The sequence below is a fragment of the Micromonospora sp. NPDC051300 genome, from assembly GCF_044455315.1.
In the GTDB taxonomy this organism is placed as follows: Bacteria; Actinomycetota; Actinomycetes; order Mycobacteriales; family Micromonosporaceae; genus Micromonospora; species Micromonospora robiginosa.
On sequence record NZ_JBITEP010000010.1, the window covers coordinates 59739 to 77403 of the forward strand.

At 73.7% G+C, this 17665-nt stretch carries 14 protein-coding genes; all 14 read right to left on the reverse strand.

Annotation, left to right across the window (positions count from 1 at the left end):
• Nucleotides 1-2 precede the first annotated feature (2 nt).
• Nucleotides 3-2840 carry an RICIN domain-containing protein gene (locus tag ACIA5A_RS13695; protein WP_396760843.1) on the reverse strand — a complete coding sequence of 946 codons (2838 nt, stop codon included), beginning with the start codon at nucleotides 2838-2840 and terminating at the stop codon, nucleotides 3-5.
• Between the two features lie 136 nt (nucleotides 2841-2976).
• Nucleotides 2977-4380 carry an alkaline phosphatase family protein gene (locus tag ACIA5A_RS13700; RefSeq protein WP_396760846.1) on the reverse strand — a complete coding sequence of 468 codons (1404 nt, stop codon included), beginning with the start codon at nucleotides 4378-4380 and terminating at the stop codon, nucleotides 2977-2979.
• The gene (eboE, locus tag ACIA5A_RS13705; protein WP_396760849.1) at nucleotides 4377-5564 is read right to left on the reverse strand and encodes a metabolite traffic protein EboE; all 1188 of its coding nucleotides are present in this window, start codon (nucleotides 5562-5564) and stop codon (nucleotides 4377-4379) included. The genes ACIA5A_RS13700 and eboE overlap by 4 nt, the downstream gene beginning before the upstream one ends.
• On the reverse strand, nucleotides 5564-6415 hold the full coding sequence (locus ACIA5A_RS13710; RefSeq protein WP_396760852.1) for a TatD family hydrolase: 852 nt from the start codon (nucleotides 6413-6415) through the stop codon (nucleotides 5564-5566). Before ACIA5A_RS13710 ends, eboE begins: the two co-directional genes overlap by 1 nt.
• 1 nt (nucleotide 6416) lies before the next feature.
• Complete coding sequence (locus ACIA5A_RS13715) at nucleotides 6417-7022, reverse strand: EboA domain-containing protein (protein ID WP_396760854.1); 606 nt, start codon at nucleotides 7020-7022, stop codon at nucleotides 6417-6419.
• A gap of 35 nt (nucleotides 7023-7057) precedes the next feature.
• Nucleotides 7058-7948 carry a sugar phosphate isomerase/epimerase family protein gene (locus tag ACIA5A_RS13720; protein ID WP_396760857.1) on the reverse strand — a complete coding sequence of 297 codons (891 nt, stop codon included), beginning with the start codon at nucleotides 7946-7948 and terminating at the stop codon, nucleotides 7058-7060.
• The gene (locus ACIA5A_RS13725; RefSeq protein WP_396760860.1) at nucleotides 7945-8847 is read right to left on the reverse strand and encodes an SCO3242 family prenyltransferase; all 903 of its coding nucleotides are present in this window, start codon (nucleotides 8845-8847) and stop codon (nucleotides 7945-7947) included. The genes ACIA5A_RS13720 and ACIA5A_RS13725 overlap by 4 nt, the downstream gene beginning before the upstream one ends.
• Entirely contained in the window at nucleotides 8844-9992 is a 1149-nt protein-coding gene (locus ACIA5A_RS13730; RefSeq protein WP_396760863.1) for an inositol-3-phosphate synthase, read from the reverse strand. The genes ACIA5A_RS13725 and ACIA5A_RS13730 overlap by 4 nt, the downstream gene beginning before the upstream one ends.
• Nucleotides 9993-10216: 224 nt before the next feature.
• Complete coding sequence (locus tag ACIA5A_RS13735) at nucleotides 10217-11413, reverse strand: Gfo/Idh/MocA family protein (RefSeq protein WP_396761198.1); 1197 nt, start codon at nucleotides 11411-11413, stop codon at nucleotides 10217-10219.
• A 53-nt stretch (nucleotides 11414-11466) separates the two neighbouring features.
• On the reverse strand, nucleotides 11467-12510 hold the full coding sequence (locus tag ACIA5A_RS13740; protein WP_396760865.1) for a substrate-binding domain-containing protein: 1044 nt from the start codon (nucleotides 12508-12510) through the stop codon (nucleotides 11467-11469).
• 90 nt (nucleotides 12511-12600) lie between these two features.
• The gene (locus ACIA5A_RS13745; RefSeq protein WP_396760868.1) at nucleotides 12601-13689 is read right to left on the reverse strand and encodes an ABC transporter permease; all 1089 of its coding nucleotides are present in this window, start codon (nucleotides 13687-13689) and stop codon (nucleotides 12601-12603) included.
• Complete coding sequence (locus ACIA5A_RS13750) at nucleotides 13686-15254, reverse strand: sugar ABC transporter ATP-binding protein (protein WP_396760871.1); 1569 nt, start codon at nucleotides 15252-15254, stop codon at nucleotides 13686-13688. Before ACIA5A_RS13750 ends, ACIA5A_RS13745 begins: the two co-directional genes overlap by 4 nt.
• Nucleotides 15254-16432: an ROK family protein gene (locus tag ACIA5A_RS13755; RefSeq protein ID WP_091071182.1), complete on the reverse strand. Its 1179-nt coding sequence runs from the start codon at nucleotides 16430-16432 to the stop codon at nucleotides 15254-15256. Before ACIA5A_RS13755 ends, ACIA5A_RS13750 begins: the two co-directional genes overlap by 1 nt.
• A 203-nt stretch (nucleotides 16433-16635) precedes the next feature.
• The gene (locus ACIA5A_RS13760) at nucleotides 16636-17652 is read right to left on the reverse strand and encodes a YihY/virulence factor BrkB family protein (RefSeq protein WP_396760873.1); all 1017 of its coding nucleotides are present in this window, start codon (nucleotides 17650-17652) and stop codon (nucleotides 16636-16638) included.
• Nucleotides 17653-17665 lie beyond the last annotated feature (13 nt).

Sequence of the window (17665 nt, forward strand, 5' to 3'; positions counted from 1 at the left end):
CCTCACGGCAGCGTCCACTTCTGGTTCGCGGCCCCGGTGCAGGTCCACAGGTGCACCGGCGTGCTGTCGGCCGAGTTGTTGCCGGACACGTCCAGGCACTTGCCGGACTGCGGGTTGCGCACCGTGCCGTCGGCCTGTGCCGACCAGTTCTGCGCGCCGGTGCCGTTGCACGTGTAGAGCTGGATCTTGGTGCCGTCCGCGCTCGCGCCGCCGGACACGTCGAGGCACTTGCCGTACGCCTTGACCGTCGAGTTGGGCGTCACCGTCCAGGTCTGCGCGGCGGTGCCGTTGCAGGTGTAGATCTGGATCTGGGTGCCGTCGGCGGTCGCCGCGTTGCGCACGTCGAGGCACTTGCCGGCCAGTCCCGTCACCGGCCCGGTCCGCACGGCCGAGGTGGTGAACGTGAACGCGTCCAGGTCGTAGAGCGCCCCGGTGCCGCCGGCGAACGTCAGGTAGAGCGTGGTGGTGCCGGCCGGCGGGTTGGTGATGGTGCCGGTGACCGTGGTGAACGAGTCCCAGGCGCCGGTGACCGGGACGGTGGCCGAGCCGAGCACGGTGCCGGTGGCCGAGCCGGCCCGCACCTGGAGCGTGCCGCCCGCGCCGGCCGAGGAGACCCGGGCGCTGAACCCGGTGGCGTCGGCGAGCAGGTACGGCTGGAACGCGATCCAGTCCCCGTTGTTGATGTCGCCGACGGTCTTGCCGCCCTCGGCGGTGCCCTTGTCGAACGTGTTGATCCCGGACGAGGTCTTGAAGTGCTCGGCCTGCCGGTGCCGGGGCTGGAGCGTGTGCTGGGTGTGGGTGGTGAGGCCGCCGGAGTCGGTGTACTCGGCGTCGAAGATGGCGAAGATGTTCGCCGCGTCGTCGTGCTCGCCGTCCACCGGGATGGCGATCGTGCCGGTGCAGCCGGTCGCCGAGGTGATCTGGTGGCCGTGCTGGTCGTGGCCGAGCACGTAGGTCATCTTGACCTTGGTGCAGTCGATGGTGGCGTCCTCCGGGTCGGTGACGGTGATCCGGAACGGGACCGTGTCGCCGAAGGAGAAGAGCTTGCCGTTGCCGGGCGTCTCGATGACCACTGTCGGCGCGGTGTTGCCGACGGTGATCGTCACGCTCGCGGTGCCGGTGGCGCCCTGCGGGTCGCGGACGGTGAGCGTGGCGGTGTAGCGGCCGTTGGCGGTGTAGGTGTGCGACGGGTTGGCGGCGGTGGAGGTGCCGCCGTCGCCGAACGTCCAGGCGTAGGTGAGCGTGCCGCCCTCCGGGTCGGACGAGCCGGCCGAGGAGAACGTCACGGCCAGCGGCGCGGTGCCGGAGGTCCGGTCGGCGGCGGCGCGGGCCACCGGGGCGCGGTTGCCGCCGCCCAGGTAGTCGAAGCGGTAGAGCGCCGAGTTGGCGTCGCCGTTGAAGTAGCCGGTGCCGTAGTCGAGCACGTAGTAGGAGCCGTCCGGGCCGAACGCGGAGTCCATCACCTGCTTGCCGGTCCACGGGAACGCGTCGATGGTGCCGGGCGAGCCGTCCGCGTTGACGTGGATCGGCTTGATCCAGCCGCGGCCGAACTCGGTGGCGAAGAACTGCCCGTCGAAGGACTGCGGGAACTTGGTGGTGGACGGGTTGGCCGCGTCGTAGCGGTAGACCGGGCCGCCCATCGGCGACTCGGAGCCGCCGCCGAACTCGCTCGGGGTGCCGGCGTCACCGCCGTAGCGGATCCAGGCCGGCTTCGCGCCGGGCAGCGTCGCCAGGCCGGTGTTGCGGAACGAGTTGTTGGTCGGCCCGCCGGTGCAGTTGAACTTCGCACCGGCCGTGCCGGTGGCGAAGTCCCACTCGGCGTACGTCTCGGTGGCGGTGTTGGTGCCGGTGCAGTACGGCCAGCCGTAGTTGCCCGGCCCGGTGACCCGGTCGAACTCGACCTGCCCGGAGGGGCCGCGCGCCGAGGTGGTGCCGGCGTCCGGCCCGTAGTCGCCGACGTAGACGATGCCGGTGGCCTTGTCGACGCTCATCCGGAACGGGTTGCGGAAGCCCATCGCGTAGATCTCCGGGCGGGTCTTCGCGGTGCCGGGCGCGAAGAGGTTGCCGCTGGGGATCGAGTACGTGCCGTTGGCGTTCACCTTGATCCGCAGGATCTTGCCGCGCAGGTCGTTGGTGTTGCCGGCGCTGCGCTGCGCGTCGTACCCGGGGTTGCGGTTGGTGCGTTCGTCGATCGGCGCGTAGCCGGCGGAGTCGAACGGGTTGGTGTCGTCGCCGGTGGAGAGGTAGAGGTTGCCGGCGGCGTCGAAGTCGATGTCGCCGCCGACGTGACAGCAGAGTCCCCGGTCGGCCGGCACGTCGAGCACGTCGACCTTGCTGGCCTGGTTGAGCGTAAAGTCGGCGTTGAGCGTGAACCGGGAGAGCCGGTTGACGCCCTGCCAGGCGGAGAAGTCGGTGCCGGTGGCGGGTGCGTCCCCGGCCGGGGTGGAGAGCGGCGGCGCGTAGTAGAGGTAGATGTGCCGGTTGGTGGCGAAGCCGGGGTCGACGCCGACGCCCTGCAACCCCTCCTCGTCGTGGGTGTAGACGGCGAGGGTGCCGACGACAGTGGTGGTGCCGGCCGCGTCGGTGCGGCGCAGCGTGCCGTTGCGGGCGGTGTGCAGGACCGAGCGGTCGGGCAGCACCGCGAGCGACATCGGCTCGCCGGTCTCGGCGACGCCGCGGGCCAGCTCGACCTGCTGGAAGTCGCTCGCCGTGATGGGGTGGGCGGACGCCGGGACGGGCGTCGTGGCCAGGGTGACCGTGCCGGCGGTGGCGGCGAGCAGCAGCGCCGCGCCGGCGGCCAGTCGTCGTCGGGCGGGTGGGTGGTGGGGGTGGCTGGACATGCCGTGCAGTCCTTCCTGACGCGCGCAGCCAGGATCGGGCGCGCGTCGCGCCGGATGCCGAAAGGGGGGAGCTGGTGCTGGGCACGACATTAAAACCTTTCGATCGGCATGTCCATAGCTTCTGATCGATCGGAAACTACTTTTGACGTGGATCGACAAAAGTTAGCCCGGCGAGGTGGAGTAGCAACGCCTTCACCTCCGTCGCCGCGACCCCCTCCCGGGCCGCCGTCGGGTCGGAACAGAGCAGCACCGGGCCGTCCGCCGGGTCGGTCGGCAGCCGCCCGTGCGAGCCGCGGACCGCCCGCGCGCCCGCGTCCAGCCCCACCACGCTCATCAGGTAGCGCATCCCGAGCTTCTTGCGGGCCAGCGCCACCGCCGCCCGGCGCTTCGCCGCGCCCGGCGCGGCCGGGTCGAAGAACAGCTCGGCCGGGTCGTAGCCGGGCTTGCGATGGATCTCGACCAGCCGGGCGAAGTCGGGCGCCCGCGCGTCGTCGAGCCAGTAGTAGTAGGTGAACCAGGCGTCTGCCTCGGCCACCAGCACCAGCTCGCCGGAGCGGGCATGGTCCAGCCCGTAGCCGGCCTGCCCGGTCGCGTCCAGCACCTCGGCCACGCCGGGCAGCGCGGCGCAGAGCTTCGCCACCGCCGGCACGTCCGCCGGGTCCCGCACGTAGACGTGCGCGACCTGGTGGTCGGCCACCGCGAAGGCCCGCGACGTCCACGGCTCCAGGTATTCCATTCCGGCCTGGGTGTGCACGCGCAGCAGCCCCTCGGCGCGCAGCATCCGGTTGACGTCCACCGGGCGGGACACGTCGGTGATGCCGTACTCCGACAGCGCCACCACCGTGGCGTCGCGTGCCCGCGCCGCGTCCAGCAGCGGCCCGAGCACCGCGTCCAGTTCCGCCGCCGCGGCGGCGGCCCGCGGCGAGGACGGGCCGAAGCGTTGCAGGTCGTAGTCGAGGTGCGGCAGGTAGACCAGGGTCAGGTCCGGGGCGTGGTCGGCGAGGATCCGCTGCGCGGCCCGGCTGATCCACGCCGAGGACGGCAGCCCCGCGCCCGGCCCCCAGTAGCTGAACAGCGGGAAGGTGCCGAGCGCGTCGGTGAGCGTGTCGTGCAGCTCCGGCGGGTCGGTCCAGCAGTCCGGCTCCTTGCGCCCGTCGGCGTGGTAGACCGGGCGCGGCGTGACCGTCCAGTCGACGTCCGCGCCCATCGCGTACCACCAGCAGACGTTTGCCACCCGGTAGCCCGGCTCCACCCGGCGGGCCGCCTGCCACACCTTCTCGCCGCCGACGAGCGCGTGGTGCTGCCGCCAGAGCAGCACCTCGCCGAGGTCCCGGAAGTACCAGCCGTTGCCCACCACGCCGTGCCCGGCGGGTGGCTCGCCGGTGAGGAAGGTGGCCTGCGCCGAGCAGGTCACCGCCGGAAGCACGGTGCCCAACTCGGCGGCGAAACCGGCCTCGGCCACCGCGCGCAGCCGTGGCATGTGCGCCAGCAGGCGCGGCGTCAGCCCCACCACGTCCAGCACCACCAGCCGCCGGCTCATGAGGGCACCCCCACCCCGCCGGCCACACCGAGCGCGGTCAGCTCGTCGCGGGCGAAGGCCAGTTCGGCGGCGATGCCGGCGGCCAGCTCCGCGTCGCCGCGCGGCCGCCGCGCCTCCGGCAGCACCCCCCAGGTGTACGTCTCCACGTCGAGGTGGTCGCAGCCGGCGGCCGGTCCGGCGTACAGCGCGGCGAGGGCGGCCCGCAGCACCGGCACGGTGGAGCGCAACGGTTCCTCGGGTGGCGCGTGCAACGGCACGTGGTAGTGCACCCGCCACGCCCCCGGCAGCCGCGCGTCCAGCGCGGCGTCCAGGTCGTCGGCCGCCCACGCCGGGTCGGCCGGGTCGACCGCGCCGGCGCAGCCCACCGCCCGGGTCTGGTGCAGGAACCTCGGCTCGACGAAGCGGCGCAGCGCCCCGGTCGCGCCGGCCGGGTCGGGCGCCTCGACGGCGGCCGAGACCTGCACCTTGACCACCGGCAGCCCGGCGTCGCGCAGCCGGGCCAGCGCGTCGACCGGCTCCTCCCAGGCGCACGCCAGGTGCGCCAGGTCCAGGCAGACGCCGAGCCACTCCTGGTCCACGCCGGACAGCGTCGCGGCGGCCTGCCCGGTCGACTCGACCAGGCAGCCGGGCTCCGGCTCGAACCCGACCCGGACCGTGCGGCCGGTGTCGCGGCGCAGCGCGGCCAGCCCGGCGGCGAGCGCGTCGAGCCGGCGCCGGGCGGCGTCGGCCCGGTCCGGGCCCCACGGCGTGCGCCAGGCCAGCGGCAGCGTCGAGATCGAACCCCGGGCCGCGTCGTCGGGCAGCAGGTCGGCGAGCACCCGGGCCAGGTCCAGGGTGTACGCGAGGCGCTCCGGCGTGGTCCAGTCCGGCCGGTAGACCGCGCCCTTGACCACCGGGGCCTGGAACGCCGCGTACGGGAAACCGTTGAGCGTGACCACCTCCAGCCCGCGTACGGTCAGCTCGTGGCGCAGCCGGCGGCGGGCCGCCGGGTCGGCGGCGAGCGCGGCGGCCACCGGCGCGGCCAGCCACAGCCCCAGCCCGAGCAGGTCGGCGTCCAGGCTCCGGCGCACCGCCACCGCGTAGGTGTCGAGCTGGGCGAGGATGCCCGGCAGGTCCTCCGCCGGGTGGACGTTCGTGCAGTAGCCGAGGTGGACGGTGGTGCCGTCGGCGTGACGCAGCCGCATCACGCGCCCCCACGCAGGATCGAGTTGCCGGCGAACGTGGCGGCCGGGTCCTCCAGGTCGGTGAGGTCCAGCTTGCCGGACTGGCCGTAGAACTCCACCGGATTGCGCCACAGCACCCGGTCCACGTCGTCGTCGTCGAACCCGGCGGCAAGCATCGCCTCCCCGGTGGCCCGGGTCAGCAGCGGGTCGGAGCGCCCCCAGTCGGCGGCGGAGTTCACCAGCATCCGCTCCGTCCCGTACGCCTTCAGCAGCTCGACCATCCGCGGCGGCGACATCTTGGTCTCCGGATAGATCGAGAAGCCCAGCCAGCAGCCGCTGTCCCGGACCAGTTCCACGGTCACCTCGTTGAGGTGGTCGACAAGCACCCGCCCGGGCGCGATGCCCGACTCGGCGACCACCGCCAGGGTGCGCTCGACGCCGCGCGCCTTGTCCCGGTGCGGGGTGTGCACCAGGGCGGGCAGGTCGTGCGCGACGGCCAGGGCGAGCTGCCCGGCCAGCGCGGCGTCCTCGGCCGGCGTCATCGCGTCGTAGCCGATCTCGCCGACCGCCACCACGCCGTCCTTGTCCAGATAGCGGGGCAGCACGTCGAGCACCGGGCGGCAGCGCGGGTCGTTCGCCTCCTTCGGGTTCAGCGCCACGGTGGCGTGGTGCCGGACGCCGAACTGCCCGGCCCGGAACGGCTCCCAGCCGACGAGCGAGTCGAAGTAGTCGACGAAGCTCTGCACGCCGGTGCGTGGCTGGCCCAGCCAGAACGCCGGCTCGACCACCGCCCGCACCCCGGCGGCGGCCATCCGCTCGTAGTCGTCGGTGGTCCGGGACGTCATGTGGATGTGCGGGTCGAAGATGCGCACGTCACGCCTCCGTGGTGGTGATGGTGAGCCGGTCGAGCAGGTCGGTGGCGTCGGCCGGCATGGTCCGTCCGGCGGCGTGCCGCTCGGCGGCGTACGCGGCAAGCATCTGCGCCAGCTCGCCGTCGGAGCGCTCGGTCAGGCCGTCCACCACGGCCAGCGGCACGCCGGCGAAGACGCACTTCAGCACCGCCTGCCGCCACGCCGGCTGCTCCAGGTGCCGGGCGTAGGGGCCGAGCGCGGCGGCGACCAGCCGGGTGTCGTTGGTGCGGATCGCGTCGTGCAGCAGCGGCACGCACTCCGCCCCGATCGGCAGCAGCGGCAGGGCCCGCAGCACGGCCCGCTTCTCCGCGGCGTCGCCCTCCCGGTAGAGCGTCTCGGCCGCGGTGGCGTGCCCGCCGGGCAGCGCGGTCAGCAGCAGCGCCCGGGCGGCCTCGTCGACGGTCCAGCCGGCCGGGTCGGGCACCGGACCGCGCCCGCAGCGCCGGGCGGCGGCGGCGAAGTAGCGCGGGATCGCCGCGGGTTCGGTCGCGACGCGGCGCAGCGCCGCGTCCAGCCACTGCGGATCGGGTACGCCCCGAAGCGCGGCGCGCAGTCGGTCGGGTGTCATGCCGTCTCCCTCTGCCGGTGGTGGAAGGTGGTCGGTCACCGCCTCTCGCCGCGGCGGGCGGCGGCGCGCAGGAAGTCCAGCGAGCGGGCGGCGACGGTCGGGGCGGCGTGCGAGTGGCGGGGCAGCTCCACCGCCACCAGGCCGGGGTAGCCGGCGTCGGCGAGGGCGGCCAGCACCGGCGGGAAGTCGATCTCGCCGGCGCCGAACTCCAGGTGTTCGTGCACGCCCCGGCGCATGTCGTCGATCTGCACGTTGACCAGGTGGTCGGCGACCGCCGTCACGCAGTCGGGCACCGGCAGCGGCTCCAGGCAGCGACAGTGTCCGATGTCGAGGGTGATGCCGAAGCCGGGCGGTTCGCCGAGCGCCGCGCGCAGCCGCCGCCAGCCGGCGATGTCCTCGACCAGCATGCCCGGCTCCGGCTCGAAGCCCAGCGGCACGCCGGCCGCCTCGGCGCAGACCGTGGCGCACCCGGCGACCAGGCGCTCCCACGCCACCCGGGGCGGCACCTCGGGCGGGCGGATGCCGGCCCAGAAGGAGACCACCTCGGCGCCCAGGTCCGCCCCGATCCGCACGGCCCGGCGGAGGAACTCGACCCGGCGGGACGGGTCGTCGTGCAGCAGCGTCGGGGCGTGCTTGTGCCACGGGTCGAGCAGGTAGCGGGCCCCGGTCTCGACCACCACGGCCAGTCCCAGCGCGCCCAGCCGGCGGCGCACGGCGTCCACCCGGCGGGCCAGCCCGGGAGCGAACGGGTCCAGGTGGTCGTGGTCCAGGGTGAGCGCCACCCCCGCGTAGCCGAGGTCGGCGAGCACCCCGAGCGCGTCGTCGAGGCGGTGGTTGGCGAAGCCGTTGGTGCCGTACCCGAATCGCAGCCGGCCCGGCGCGGGCGCGGGCCGGCGGGGCGCGACGGCCGGCGTCACGGTGGTCATGTCGGGGAGACCAGCCGGGCCAGGCGGCGCCCGAGCGGCGCGGCGGCGGCCACCGCGAGGCCGAGCAGCCCGGCGCCGGCGCGGGCGGTCAGCGCGCCCTGCAACGCGGGCAGCCCGGTGATGCCGGCGCCGACCGCGGCGCGTACCCGGGCCGGCGACGGGTCGGCGAGCACCCGGGCCTGCGCCCGCCCGTACCGAACCGCGTACCCCGCCGCCAACGCCGCCGGCCCGAGGCGAAGGAAGGGCCCCTTCCTAACGCATTCGGTAGAGGAGGGGGCCCCGCTTAACACGTCCGGCCGGCCCGGGGCGGCGAGCGCGATCAGCGCGGTGCCGGCGAGCGTGAAGGCGGGCAGCCGGCGGTCGGCCGCGCCGGTCACCTCGCGGCGGGACAGCGCGGTGACGGTCCAGGTGTGCGCGGCGACGGTCAGCGCCGCCGGCAACGCCCGGGCGGTCCGGCCGCCCGTCGCGCCGAGCAACACGTCCAGCCCCCGGCACGCCGCCATCACGGCGGGACCGGCCGTGGTGTCCTTCGCGCTCAGGTCGTACCCCCAGATGGTGGCCGCGAGCGGGAGCGCGACGGTCGCCGCGTGCCGGCCCCCGGCGGCGGTGGCGACGGCCAGCCCGGCGGCGGTCAGGCCGCCGGCCAGGCCGAGCGCGACGGCGGGCCGGACCCGGCCGGACGGGATCGGCCGCTCCGGCCGCTCGGTCGCGTCGAGCCGCCGGTCCGCCCAGTCGTTGGCGGCCATCCCGGCCCAGTAGAGCAGCACCGACGCGGCGGCCAGGGCGGGGGTACGCCGGCCGAGCGCGCCCGCCGCCGCGGCCCCGGCCAGCACGTCACCGGGTACGGACAGCGCGGCGGGTGCCCGGACCAGCTCGGCCAGGTCGGCGAGGCGGGTCACCGGGGCGCCCCGGCGTGCAGGCCGGCGACGAAGTCGCGCAGCACCGCCCACTGGTCGCCCAGCGCGTGGCCGGCGCCGCCGAGCGGATCCTTGAAGAAGAACGCCAGCTCGGCCAGGGGTCCCCGGCGGCCGGCGGCGTGCGCGGCGGCGGTCAGCCGGGCCAGGTCCAGCACCAGCGGGGCGGCCAGCGCCGAGTCGCAGCCGTGCCAGGTGAACTCCATCCGCATCCCGGTGCCCAGGAAGCCGGCGAAGGTGACCAGGTCCCAGGCGGTCTTGAAGTCGCCCAGCTCCTCGACGTAGTCGATCCGGGTGCTGCCCTGCGGCAGGTAGCCGAGCGTCTCCGCGAGCACCCGCTGCTTGCTGCCCACCTTGGCGGCGTTGGCGGCCGGCTCGGCGAGCGTCGCGCCGTCGCCGCCGCCGAGCAGGTTCGTGCCCGACCAGGACCGCACCGCCAGGTGCCGCATCGCGAACATCGGCGCGAGCACCGACTTGAGCAGCGTCTCGCCGGTCTTGCCGTCGTGCCCGGCGTACGGGAGTCCGCGCGCGTCGGCCAGCGCGGCCAGCGCCGGCAGCCGGGCACCGGTGGACGGGGTGAAGTCGACGTACGGGCAGCCGGCGGTGAACGCCGCGTACGCGTATCGGGAGCTGGCCGGCAGCACCTCGTCCGGGCCGGCCAGCGAAGCCCGCAGCGCGGTCGGGTCGTGGTGTGCCGGGTGCGGGGCGGGCGCCGGCTCGGTGGCGGCGACGTTGACCACCACCACCCGGTCCAGCCCGTGCCGGTGGCGGAACGCGGTCAGGTCGTCGACCACGGCGGCGATCCGGTCGGCCGGGGTGCCCTCGGTCGGCGCGGGTCGTAGCGCCGCCTCGACGTCGGCCAGGTCCGGCGCGACGGCGTCGGCCAACCGGCCCGGCAGCACCCCGGCGGCGGCCAGCGCCTCGGCGCGTTTGGTCAGCGGGGTGGCGACCACGTCGTGACCGCCGAAGACGAGGTCGCCGAGGCCCGGCAGCGCGGGACCGCGCAGCTCGGGCAGCTCGGTCACGCACCCGGTCGGCGGGGTGAGCCCGGCCCGCAGGGCCAGCGCCCCGACCACGCTCGTGGTGGCGACCGAGCCGCGCGCTCCGACCAGCCAGACACCCGTACGCATCGCGTTACCTCCCCAGGTCGGTGCCGGCCCCGCCGGTGCGGCCGGGGAATCCCGGTCCGGCCGCACCGGAGGGCCGTGCTGGTCGTGCCGGCCGGAGGATCCCGGCGGCACGCTCCCCGACGCCGGCCTCGTCCCCGCCGCGGGGCGCAACCGCGGCGGGCCCTCGCCGGCCGGCGCCGGAAGGTGTCGGCGGCGCTCACGCGCCGCGCGGGGTGGGCGGGTTGTTAAGCGGGGCCCCCTCCTCTACCGGAGGCGTTAACAGGGGACCCCTCCTTCTCCACCTCCACCCAGGCGGAGTCGGCCGCCGACCGGGAGACCGCGTCCAGCACCAACTGCACCTGCAACGCGTCGGCGAACGACGGCCTCGGGTCGGTGCCGGTGGCGACCGCCTCGACGAAGTCGCGCATCTGGTGGGTGAAGGAGTGCTCGTAGCCGATGATGTGGCCCGGCGGCCACCACGCGTCCAGGTACGGGTGCTCCGGCTCGGTCACCAGGATCCGGTTGAAGCCCTGCTCGGCGGCGGGCCGGGTGGCGTCCAGGAACTCCAGTTCGTTGAGGCGTTCCAGGTCGAACACGACGCTGCCGCGCGAGCCGTTGATCTCGACCCGCAGGGCGTTCTTCCGGCCGGTGGCGAACCGGGTCGCCTCGTAGGTGGCGAGCCCGCCGCCGTCGAGCCGGGCCACGAAGACCGCCGCGTCGTCCACGGTGACCTCGCCGGTGCCCCGGCCGTTGCCACCGGCCTGCGCGGCCAGGCCGCTCGACCCGGCCGGCAACGGCCGCTGCCGCACGAACGTCTCGGTCAGCGCGCTGACCCCGCTGATCGACTGCCCGGTGACGTACTGGGTGAGGTCGATGATGTGCGCGCCGATGTCGCCCAGCGCGCCGGAGCCCGCCCGGTCCTTCTGCAACCGCCAGACCAGCGGGAACTGCGGGTCGACGATCCAGTCCTGGAGGTACACCGCCCGGACGTGCCGGATCTCGCCGAGCCGCCCGTCGGCGACGAGCTGCCGCATCAGGGCGACCGCCGGCACCCGCCGGTAGTTGAAGCCGCACATCGCGCGGACCCCGGACTCGCGGGCCCGCGCGGCGGCGGCGGTCATTTCCCGCGCCTCGGCGACGGTGTTGGCCAACGGCTTCTCGCACAGCACGTGCTTGCCCGCGGCCAACGCGGCGAGGGCGATCTCGCCGTGGCTGTCCCCCGGCGTGCAGATGTCGACCACGTCGATCTCGTCGGACTCGACGAGCCGCCGCCAGTCGGTGGTGTACCCGTCCCAGCCGAGCCGGTCGGCGGCCTCGGCCACCTTCGGCTCGTCCCGGCCGCAGACGAGCGACATCCGCACCTTCGCCGGCAGGTCGAACACCCGGTTCACGGTGCGCCACGCCTGGGAGTGCGCGGCGCCCATGAACGCGTAGCCGACCATGCCGACCCGCAGGATGCTGTCGTGACTGGACAAGCTGGGTCTCCCCCCGTGTGTCAGAACCCGAGCTTCAGGTAGTCGCCCGAGTTCTGCTTCGTGATCGTCTCGGAGGAGAGCACGATCTCCTTCGGCACCTGGAGTTCCACCAGGTCGGACATGCCCTTGCCCTGCCCGATCAGCCGGGCGAGGGAGATGGCCGACGAGGCCATCGACGGGCTGTAGGTGACGGTGGCCTTGAGCACCGTGTTGTCGGCCGCGATGTCCTCCATGGCCTTCTTCGAGCCGGCGCCGCCGACCATGAAGAACTCCTTGCGGTTGGCCTGGTTGACCGCGGCCAGCACGCCGATGCCCTGGTCGTCGTCGTGGTTCCAGACCGCGTCGATCTTCGGCAGGGCCTGGAACAGCCCGGTGGCGGCCTGCTGGCCGGAGTCCACGGTGAACTCGGCAGGGCGGCGGTTGGCCACCTTCAGCCCGTACGACGCGAGCGTGTCGGCGAAGCCCTTGGAGCGTTCCTGGGTCAGCTCCAGCGACTCGATGCCGGGGATCTCGCCGATCACCGGGTTGCTCACGCCCTTGGCCTTGAGCTGCTCGGCGATGTAGGTGGCGGCGGCCACCCCCATGCCGTAGTTGTCGCCCTTGATCTGCAGCCGGTAGGCCTTGGGGTCGGGGAAGGCCCGGTCCAGGTTCACCACCGGGATGCCGGCCTTCATCGCCTCCAGGCCGAACGCGTTGAGTTCCTTGCCGTCGTGCGGCAGCAGCACGATGACGTCCGGCTTCTGGGAGATCAGCGTGGACAGCGCCGCCCGCTGGGCCGCCGCGTCCGCGCCGGCCTCCACCGACTTGAGCTCCACGTCGCCGTACGCGCCGGCCTGCGCCTTGGCGTTGTTGGTGATGGCGGCGATCCAGCCGTGGTCGGCGGCCGGGGCGGAGAAGCCGATGGTCACCTTCTTGCCCGGCTCGGTGTTGGCGCTGTTCGCGGCGGCCTTGGTCTGCGCCTCGGTCGGGGACTGCTCGTTGCTCGTGCAGCCGGCGAGCAACACCCCGGCCGAGACCGCGGCCCCGCCGAAGAGCAGCCGGCGGCGTGACAGGTCACTTGTCATGACGGCCTCCTGATGAGGTGGTGGGGGTGATTTCGGGTGCGGTGGGCCGGGCCGGCGTCGGATCGACGGCGGCCTGGTGGCGCGGTGGGATCAGGTGGTGGTGGCCCGGTTGCGGGCGAGGAACTGGGTCAGGCTGCGGAACTGCACCTGCTGGACCAGGACGGCGGCGACGATGATGCCGCCCTTGACCATGTTCTGGGCCTCGGCGGAGAGGTTGTTGATGGCGAACAGGTTGGTGATCGTGGAAAAGATGATCACCCCGAGCAGGGAGCCGATGATGGTGCCCCGCCCGCCGCTGAGCAGCGTGCCGCCGATGATCGCGGCGGCGATCGCGTCCAGCTCGTAGAGGTTTGCCATCGCCGCCTGGGCGGAGGTGGCCTGCGCGGTCAGCATGACCGCGGCGATGCCGCAGCAGAGGCCGGAGAGCGCGTAGAGCAGCACGGTATGCCGGCGGACGTTGATGCCGGCGAGCCGGGCCGCCTCCGGGTTGCCGCCGACCGCCACCGTGCGGCGGCCGAACGTGGTCCGGTTGAGCAGCACCCAGCCGGCCCCGACCACCGCGACGAGGATGTAGACCAGCAGCGGGATGCCGAGCACCTTCGTGGTGGCGATGCCGTTGATGAACGAGCTGGTGGAGACCTGGGTCTGCTTGTCGGAGATCTCGGCGGCCAACCCCCGGGCGGCGACGAGCATGGCCAGCGTGGCGATGAACGGCACCAGCCGCCCGTACGAGACGAGCAGCCCGTTGACCACGCCGACGGCCAGCCCGACGGTGAGCGCGCTGAAGATCATGCCGCCGGCACCGTAGCTCTGGGTGGCGAGCGTGGTGGACCAGACCCCGGCCAGCGCCACGATCGCGCCGACCGACAGGTCGATGCCGCCGCCGATGATCACGAAGGTCATGCCGACGGTGACCACGCCGACCACCGAGGCGAGCTTGAGGATGGTGAGCGTGTTGCCCCACACCCAGTTCGGGTCGCCGTAGAGGTCGGGCCGGGTCAGGATGCCGATGACCACAAGCACCACGAGCGTGGCCAGCAGACCGAGGTTGCGCTTGGCGCCCTCCCCGCCGTCGCCGCGCCACCAGGAGAGCCGGGCCGCCGCGTCGGCCTTGGCGGTCTCCGCCCGGTCGACCGGCGGCGACTGTGCGGGAAGCTTCGTGTCGGTCACGTCGCTCATGCCGGTGCGCCTTCCATGAGGGACCCCGCCATGACGAGGTCGAGCACGGTGTTCTCGTCGAGTTCGCCGGCCGGGGCCTCCCGGACCACCCGGCCCTCCCGCATCACCAGCACCCGGTCGGCCAGGCCGAGCACCTCGGGCACCTCGCTGGAGACCAGCAGCACCCCGACGCCCCGGGCGGCCAGGTCGCGGATGACCTGGTACAGCTCGGCCCGGGCGCCCACGTCCACACCCCGGGTCGGCTCGTCGAGCAGCAGCAGCCGGGTGTCCCCCAGCAGCCACCGGCCGACCACCACCTTCTGCTGGTTTCCCCCGGAGAGGGTGCGCACCGGCCGCCGGACGTCGCGGGGCCGCAGCTCCAGCGACGCGGCGACCCGGTCCGCCTCGGCCCGCTCCCGTCCGGTGTCGGTGAAGCCGAGGCGGGCGTACCTGCCGAAGGTGGCGAGCGTGACGTTGCGGTAGATCGGCTCGCCGAGCAGCAACGCCTGGCTCTTGCGCTCCTCCGGGGCCATGCCCACGCCGGCCCGCACCGCCGCGCCCACGCTGCCGGGGCGCAGTGCCTTCCCGTCGAGCCGGACCGTCCCGGCGTGCGGCCGGCGGGCCCCGAAGATCGTCTCCAGCAGCTCGGAGCGGCCGGAGCCGACCAGCCCGGCGATGCCGACGATCTCCCCGGCCCGGACACCGAGCGACACGTCGGCGAACTCGCCGTGCCGGGTCAGCCCGTCCACCCGCAGCAGCTCCGCGCCGGCGCCGTCGTCGGCCGGGCGCTGCGGGAAGACGTACTCGATGGTCCGTCCGGTCATCCGGGCGACCAGGTCGCGGGTCGGGGTGTCGCGCGCCGGCAGGCTCGCCGCCGTGGTCCGGCCGTCCTTGAGTACGGTGACCCGGTCGCCGATCTCGCGGATCTCCTCCATCCGGTGCGAGATGTAGATGACCGCGATGCCCTGCGCGGTGAGTTCCCGGATGATCCGGAACAGGTTGCCCACCTCGTCGTGGGCCAGCACCGCGCTCGGCTCGTCCATGATGATCAGGCGGGCCTCGTGGGACAACGCCCGGGCCATGCTGACGATCTGCTTGCCGGCCGCCGGCAGGTGCCGCACCAACCGCCCCGGCGGGATCTCCGCGTGGCCGAGCCGGGCCAGGATCTGCCGGGTACGCCGGGCCATCTGCCCGCGCCTGACGAAGCCGAGCCGGCGCGGCTCGTGGCCGAGGAACGCGTTCTCCGCCACCGACAGGTCGTCGACCAGGTCGAGTTCCTGGTAGATGGTGGCGATGCCGGCGCGCATGGCGGCCTGCGGGTCGGCGAACGCGGCCGGCTCGCCCCGCCACACCACCTCGCCGGAGTCCGGCCGGTGCACCCCGGCGAGCACCTTGATCAGGGTGGACTTGCCGGCGCCGTTCTGCCCGAGCAGGCAGTGCACCTCGCCGGCCCGCACCTCAAGCTGAACGCCGTCCAGCGCGCGTACGCCGGGGAACGTCTTCACGACGTCGGTGAGGCGCAGCACCACCTCGCCCGCGACGGCGGGCGTTTCCTTCCCGGTCACCTCGACCTCCTCGGATGTCATCAGGCGGCTTCCCCGAACGCGACGTCGCTGGCCAGCACGGCCGCGCCGGCGACGCCGGCGCGTGGGCCCAGCTCGGAGAGGACGACAGGCAGGTTGCCGGTGGCCAGCGGCAGCGAGCGGCGGTAGACCACGCTGCGGATCTCGGCGAGCAGGATGTGGCCGAGCTGGGCCAGGCCGCCGCCGATCACGATCATCGACGGGTTGGTGAAGCTGACCAGCCCGGCCAGCACGCTGCCGACCCGCCGGCCGCCGTCGCGGATGAGCTGGATGCAGGTGACGTCGCCCTCGATCGCACCCTGCGCCACGTCCAGCGCGGTGACCGCGCCGCGCGCGGCGAGCCGCTCGACCAGGGCCGGCGACACCTCGGCGCGGGCGGCGGCGGTCGCCTCCCGGGCCAGCGCCGCGCCGCTGAACACCGCCTCCAGGCAGCCGACGTTGCCGCAGGAGCACATCGGACCGCTCGGGTCGACCTGGATGTGGCCGATGTCGCCGGCGCAGCCGTCGGTGCCCCGGTAGACCTCGCCGTGCAGGTAGATGCCGCAGCCGATGCCGGTGCCGATCTTGATGAAGAGGAAGTCGTCGACCGAGTGGGCGACGCCGCCGTGCCGCTCGCCGATCGCCATGATGTTGACGTCGTTGTCGACCACGGCCGGGCAGCCGTGCTCGCGGGTCAGCAGCTCGCGGACCGGGAAGCGGTCCCAGCCCGGCATGATCGGCGGGGAGACCGGTACCCCGTCGCGGAAGCTCACCGGCCCGGGGACGCCGATGCCGATCGCGTCGAGCCGCTCGTAGGCGCCGTCGACCTTGGCCTTGTGCAGCAGGTCGTTGACCCGTTGCAGGGTCACCTTCGGGCCGGAGCGGATGTCGGCCGGTTCGGTGTACGCGGTCACCGGCTCCAGGCGGCCGTCGACCACCTCGACGTCTATCGAGCTGGCGCCCAGGTCCACCGAGGCGAAGCGCAGGTGCGGGCTCAACTCGACAAGGGTGGAGCGGCGCCCGCCCCGGGAGGCGGCCAGCCCGGCCTCGGCCACGTAGCCGAGCGCGACCAGGCGCTCCAGCTCGGCGAGCAGCCGGGGGCGGGGCATCTGGAGCCGGTCACCCAGCTCGGCCCGGGACACCGCGCCCTCGTCCCGGAGCAGTCGCAGGAGCCGCACGTGCAGGGGGTCGACCGTCCGCACCGGCAGTCACCTCCGCATCGAAGTCGTTCACATCGACGCAATGGCGATGTGTTGTGTCCGACACAGTAGGAGCCTTCCGGGTCACGTGTCCATAGCTTCGGCACATCTGATGGAAACTTTTGTCCATACGAACAAAAGCGAGTTCCGGATCATGAAAACGCGCCGCCCCGCCCGGGTTTCCGGGCGGGGCGGCGCGAGTCGGGTCAGCGGGGGCTGGGGGCGTTGCGCTTCTTGCGCAGCTTGCGGTCGTCGCGCAGCTCGACGTAGGGCTCCTTGTCCTCGGGGAGCCCGGCGGCGATCGCCCGGCTGCGCTCCAACTCGGCGTCGAACTCGGCGCCGAGCAGGATGGCGATGTTGCTCAGCCAGAGCCAGACCAGGAAGATGATCACGCCGGCCACCGCGCCGTACGTCTTGTTGTAGGACCCGAAGTTGCTCACGTAGAGCGCGAACAGGCCGGACACCACAAGCCAGAGCACCACCGCGAGGATCCCGCCCGGGCTGACCCAGCGGAAGCCGCCGTGCCTGGCGTTGGGCGAGGCCCAGTAGAGGATCGCGAACATCAGGCTGACGATCACCAGCAGCACCGGCCACTTGGCGATGTTCCACACCGTGACCGCCGTCGAGCCGAGCCCGATCGCGTTGCCGGCCTGCTCGGCCAGCCCGCCGGTGAACACCACGATCACGGCGCTGATCAGCAGCAGCACGCCGATCACCGCGGTCACGCCGAGCCGGATCGGCAGCGTCTTCCAGATCGGCCGCCCCTCGGGCACGTCGTAGATGCTGTTCGAGGCGCGCATGAACGCGGCGATGTAGCCCGACGCGGACCAGAACGCGGCGACCAGACCGATCACCGCCGCGACGCTGGCCAGCCCGCCGGAGTCGCCGGCCTGGGTGATCGCGCTCTCGATGATCTTGCGGATGTTGTCCTCGGGCACCACCTGGTTGACCGTGTCCTGCACGCCCTGGGTGGCCCGCTCGCCGAGCAGCCCGAGCAGGGAGATCAGCACCAGCACGCCGGGGAAGATGGAGAGCACCCCGTAGTAGGTGAGCGCGGCGGCCCAGTCGGTCAGGCTGTCGTCCTGGAACTCCCGGACGGTCCGCTTCAGCGTGGCCACCCAGCCCGGACCCGAAAGCTCGGTCGGGCTGTCCGGCCCGTCGTCCGGCCCCACCGGCTCGGTGCGGTCGCGCTCGTCCCGGACGGGAGACTCGTCGCCGGCCATCACACCTCCCTCG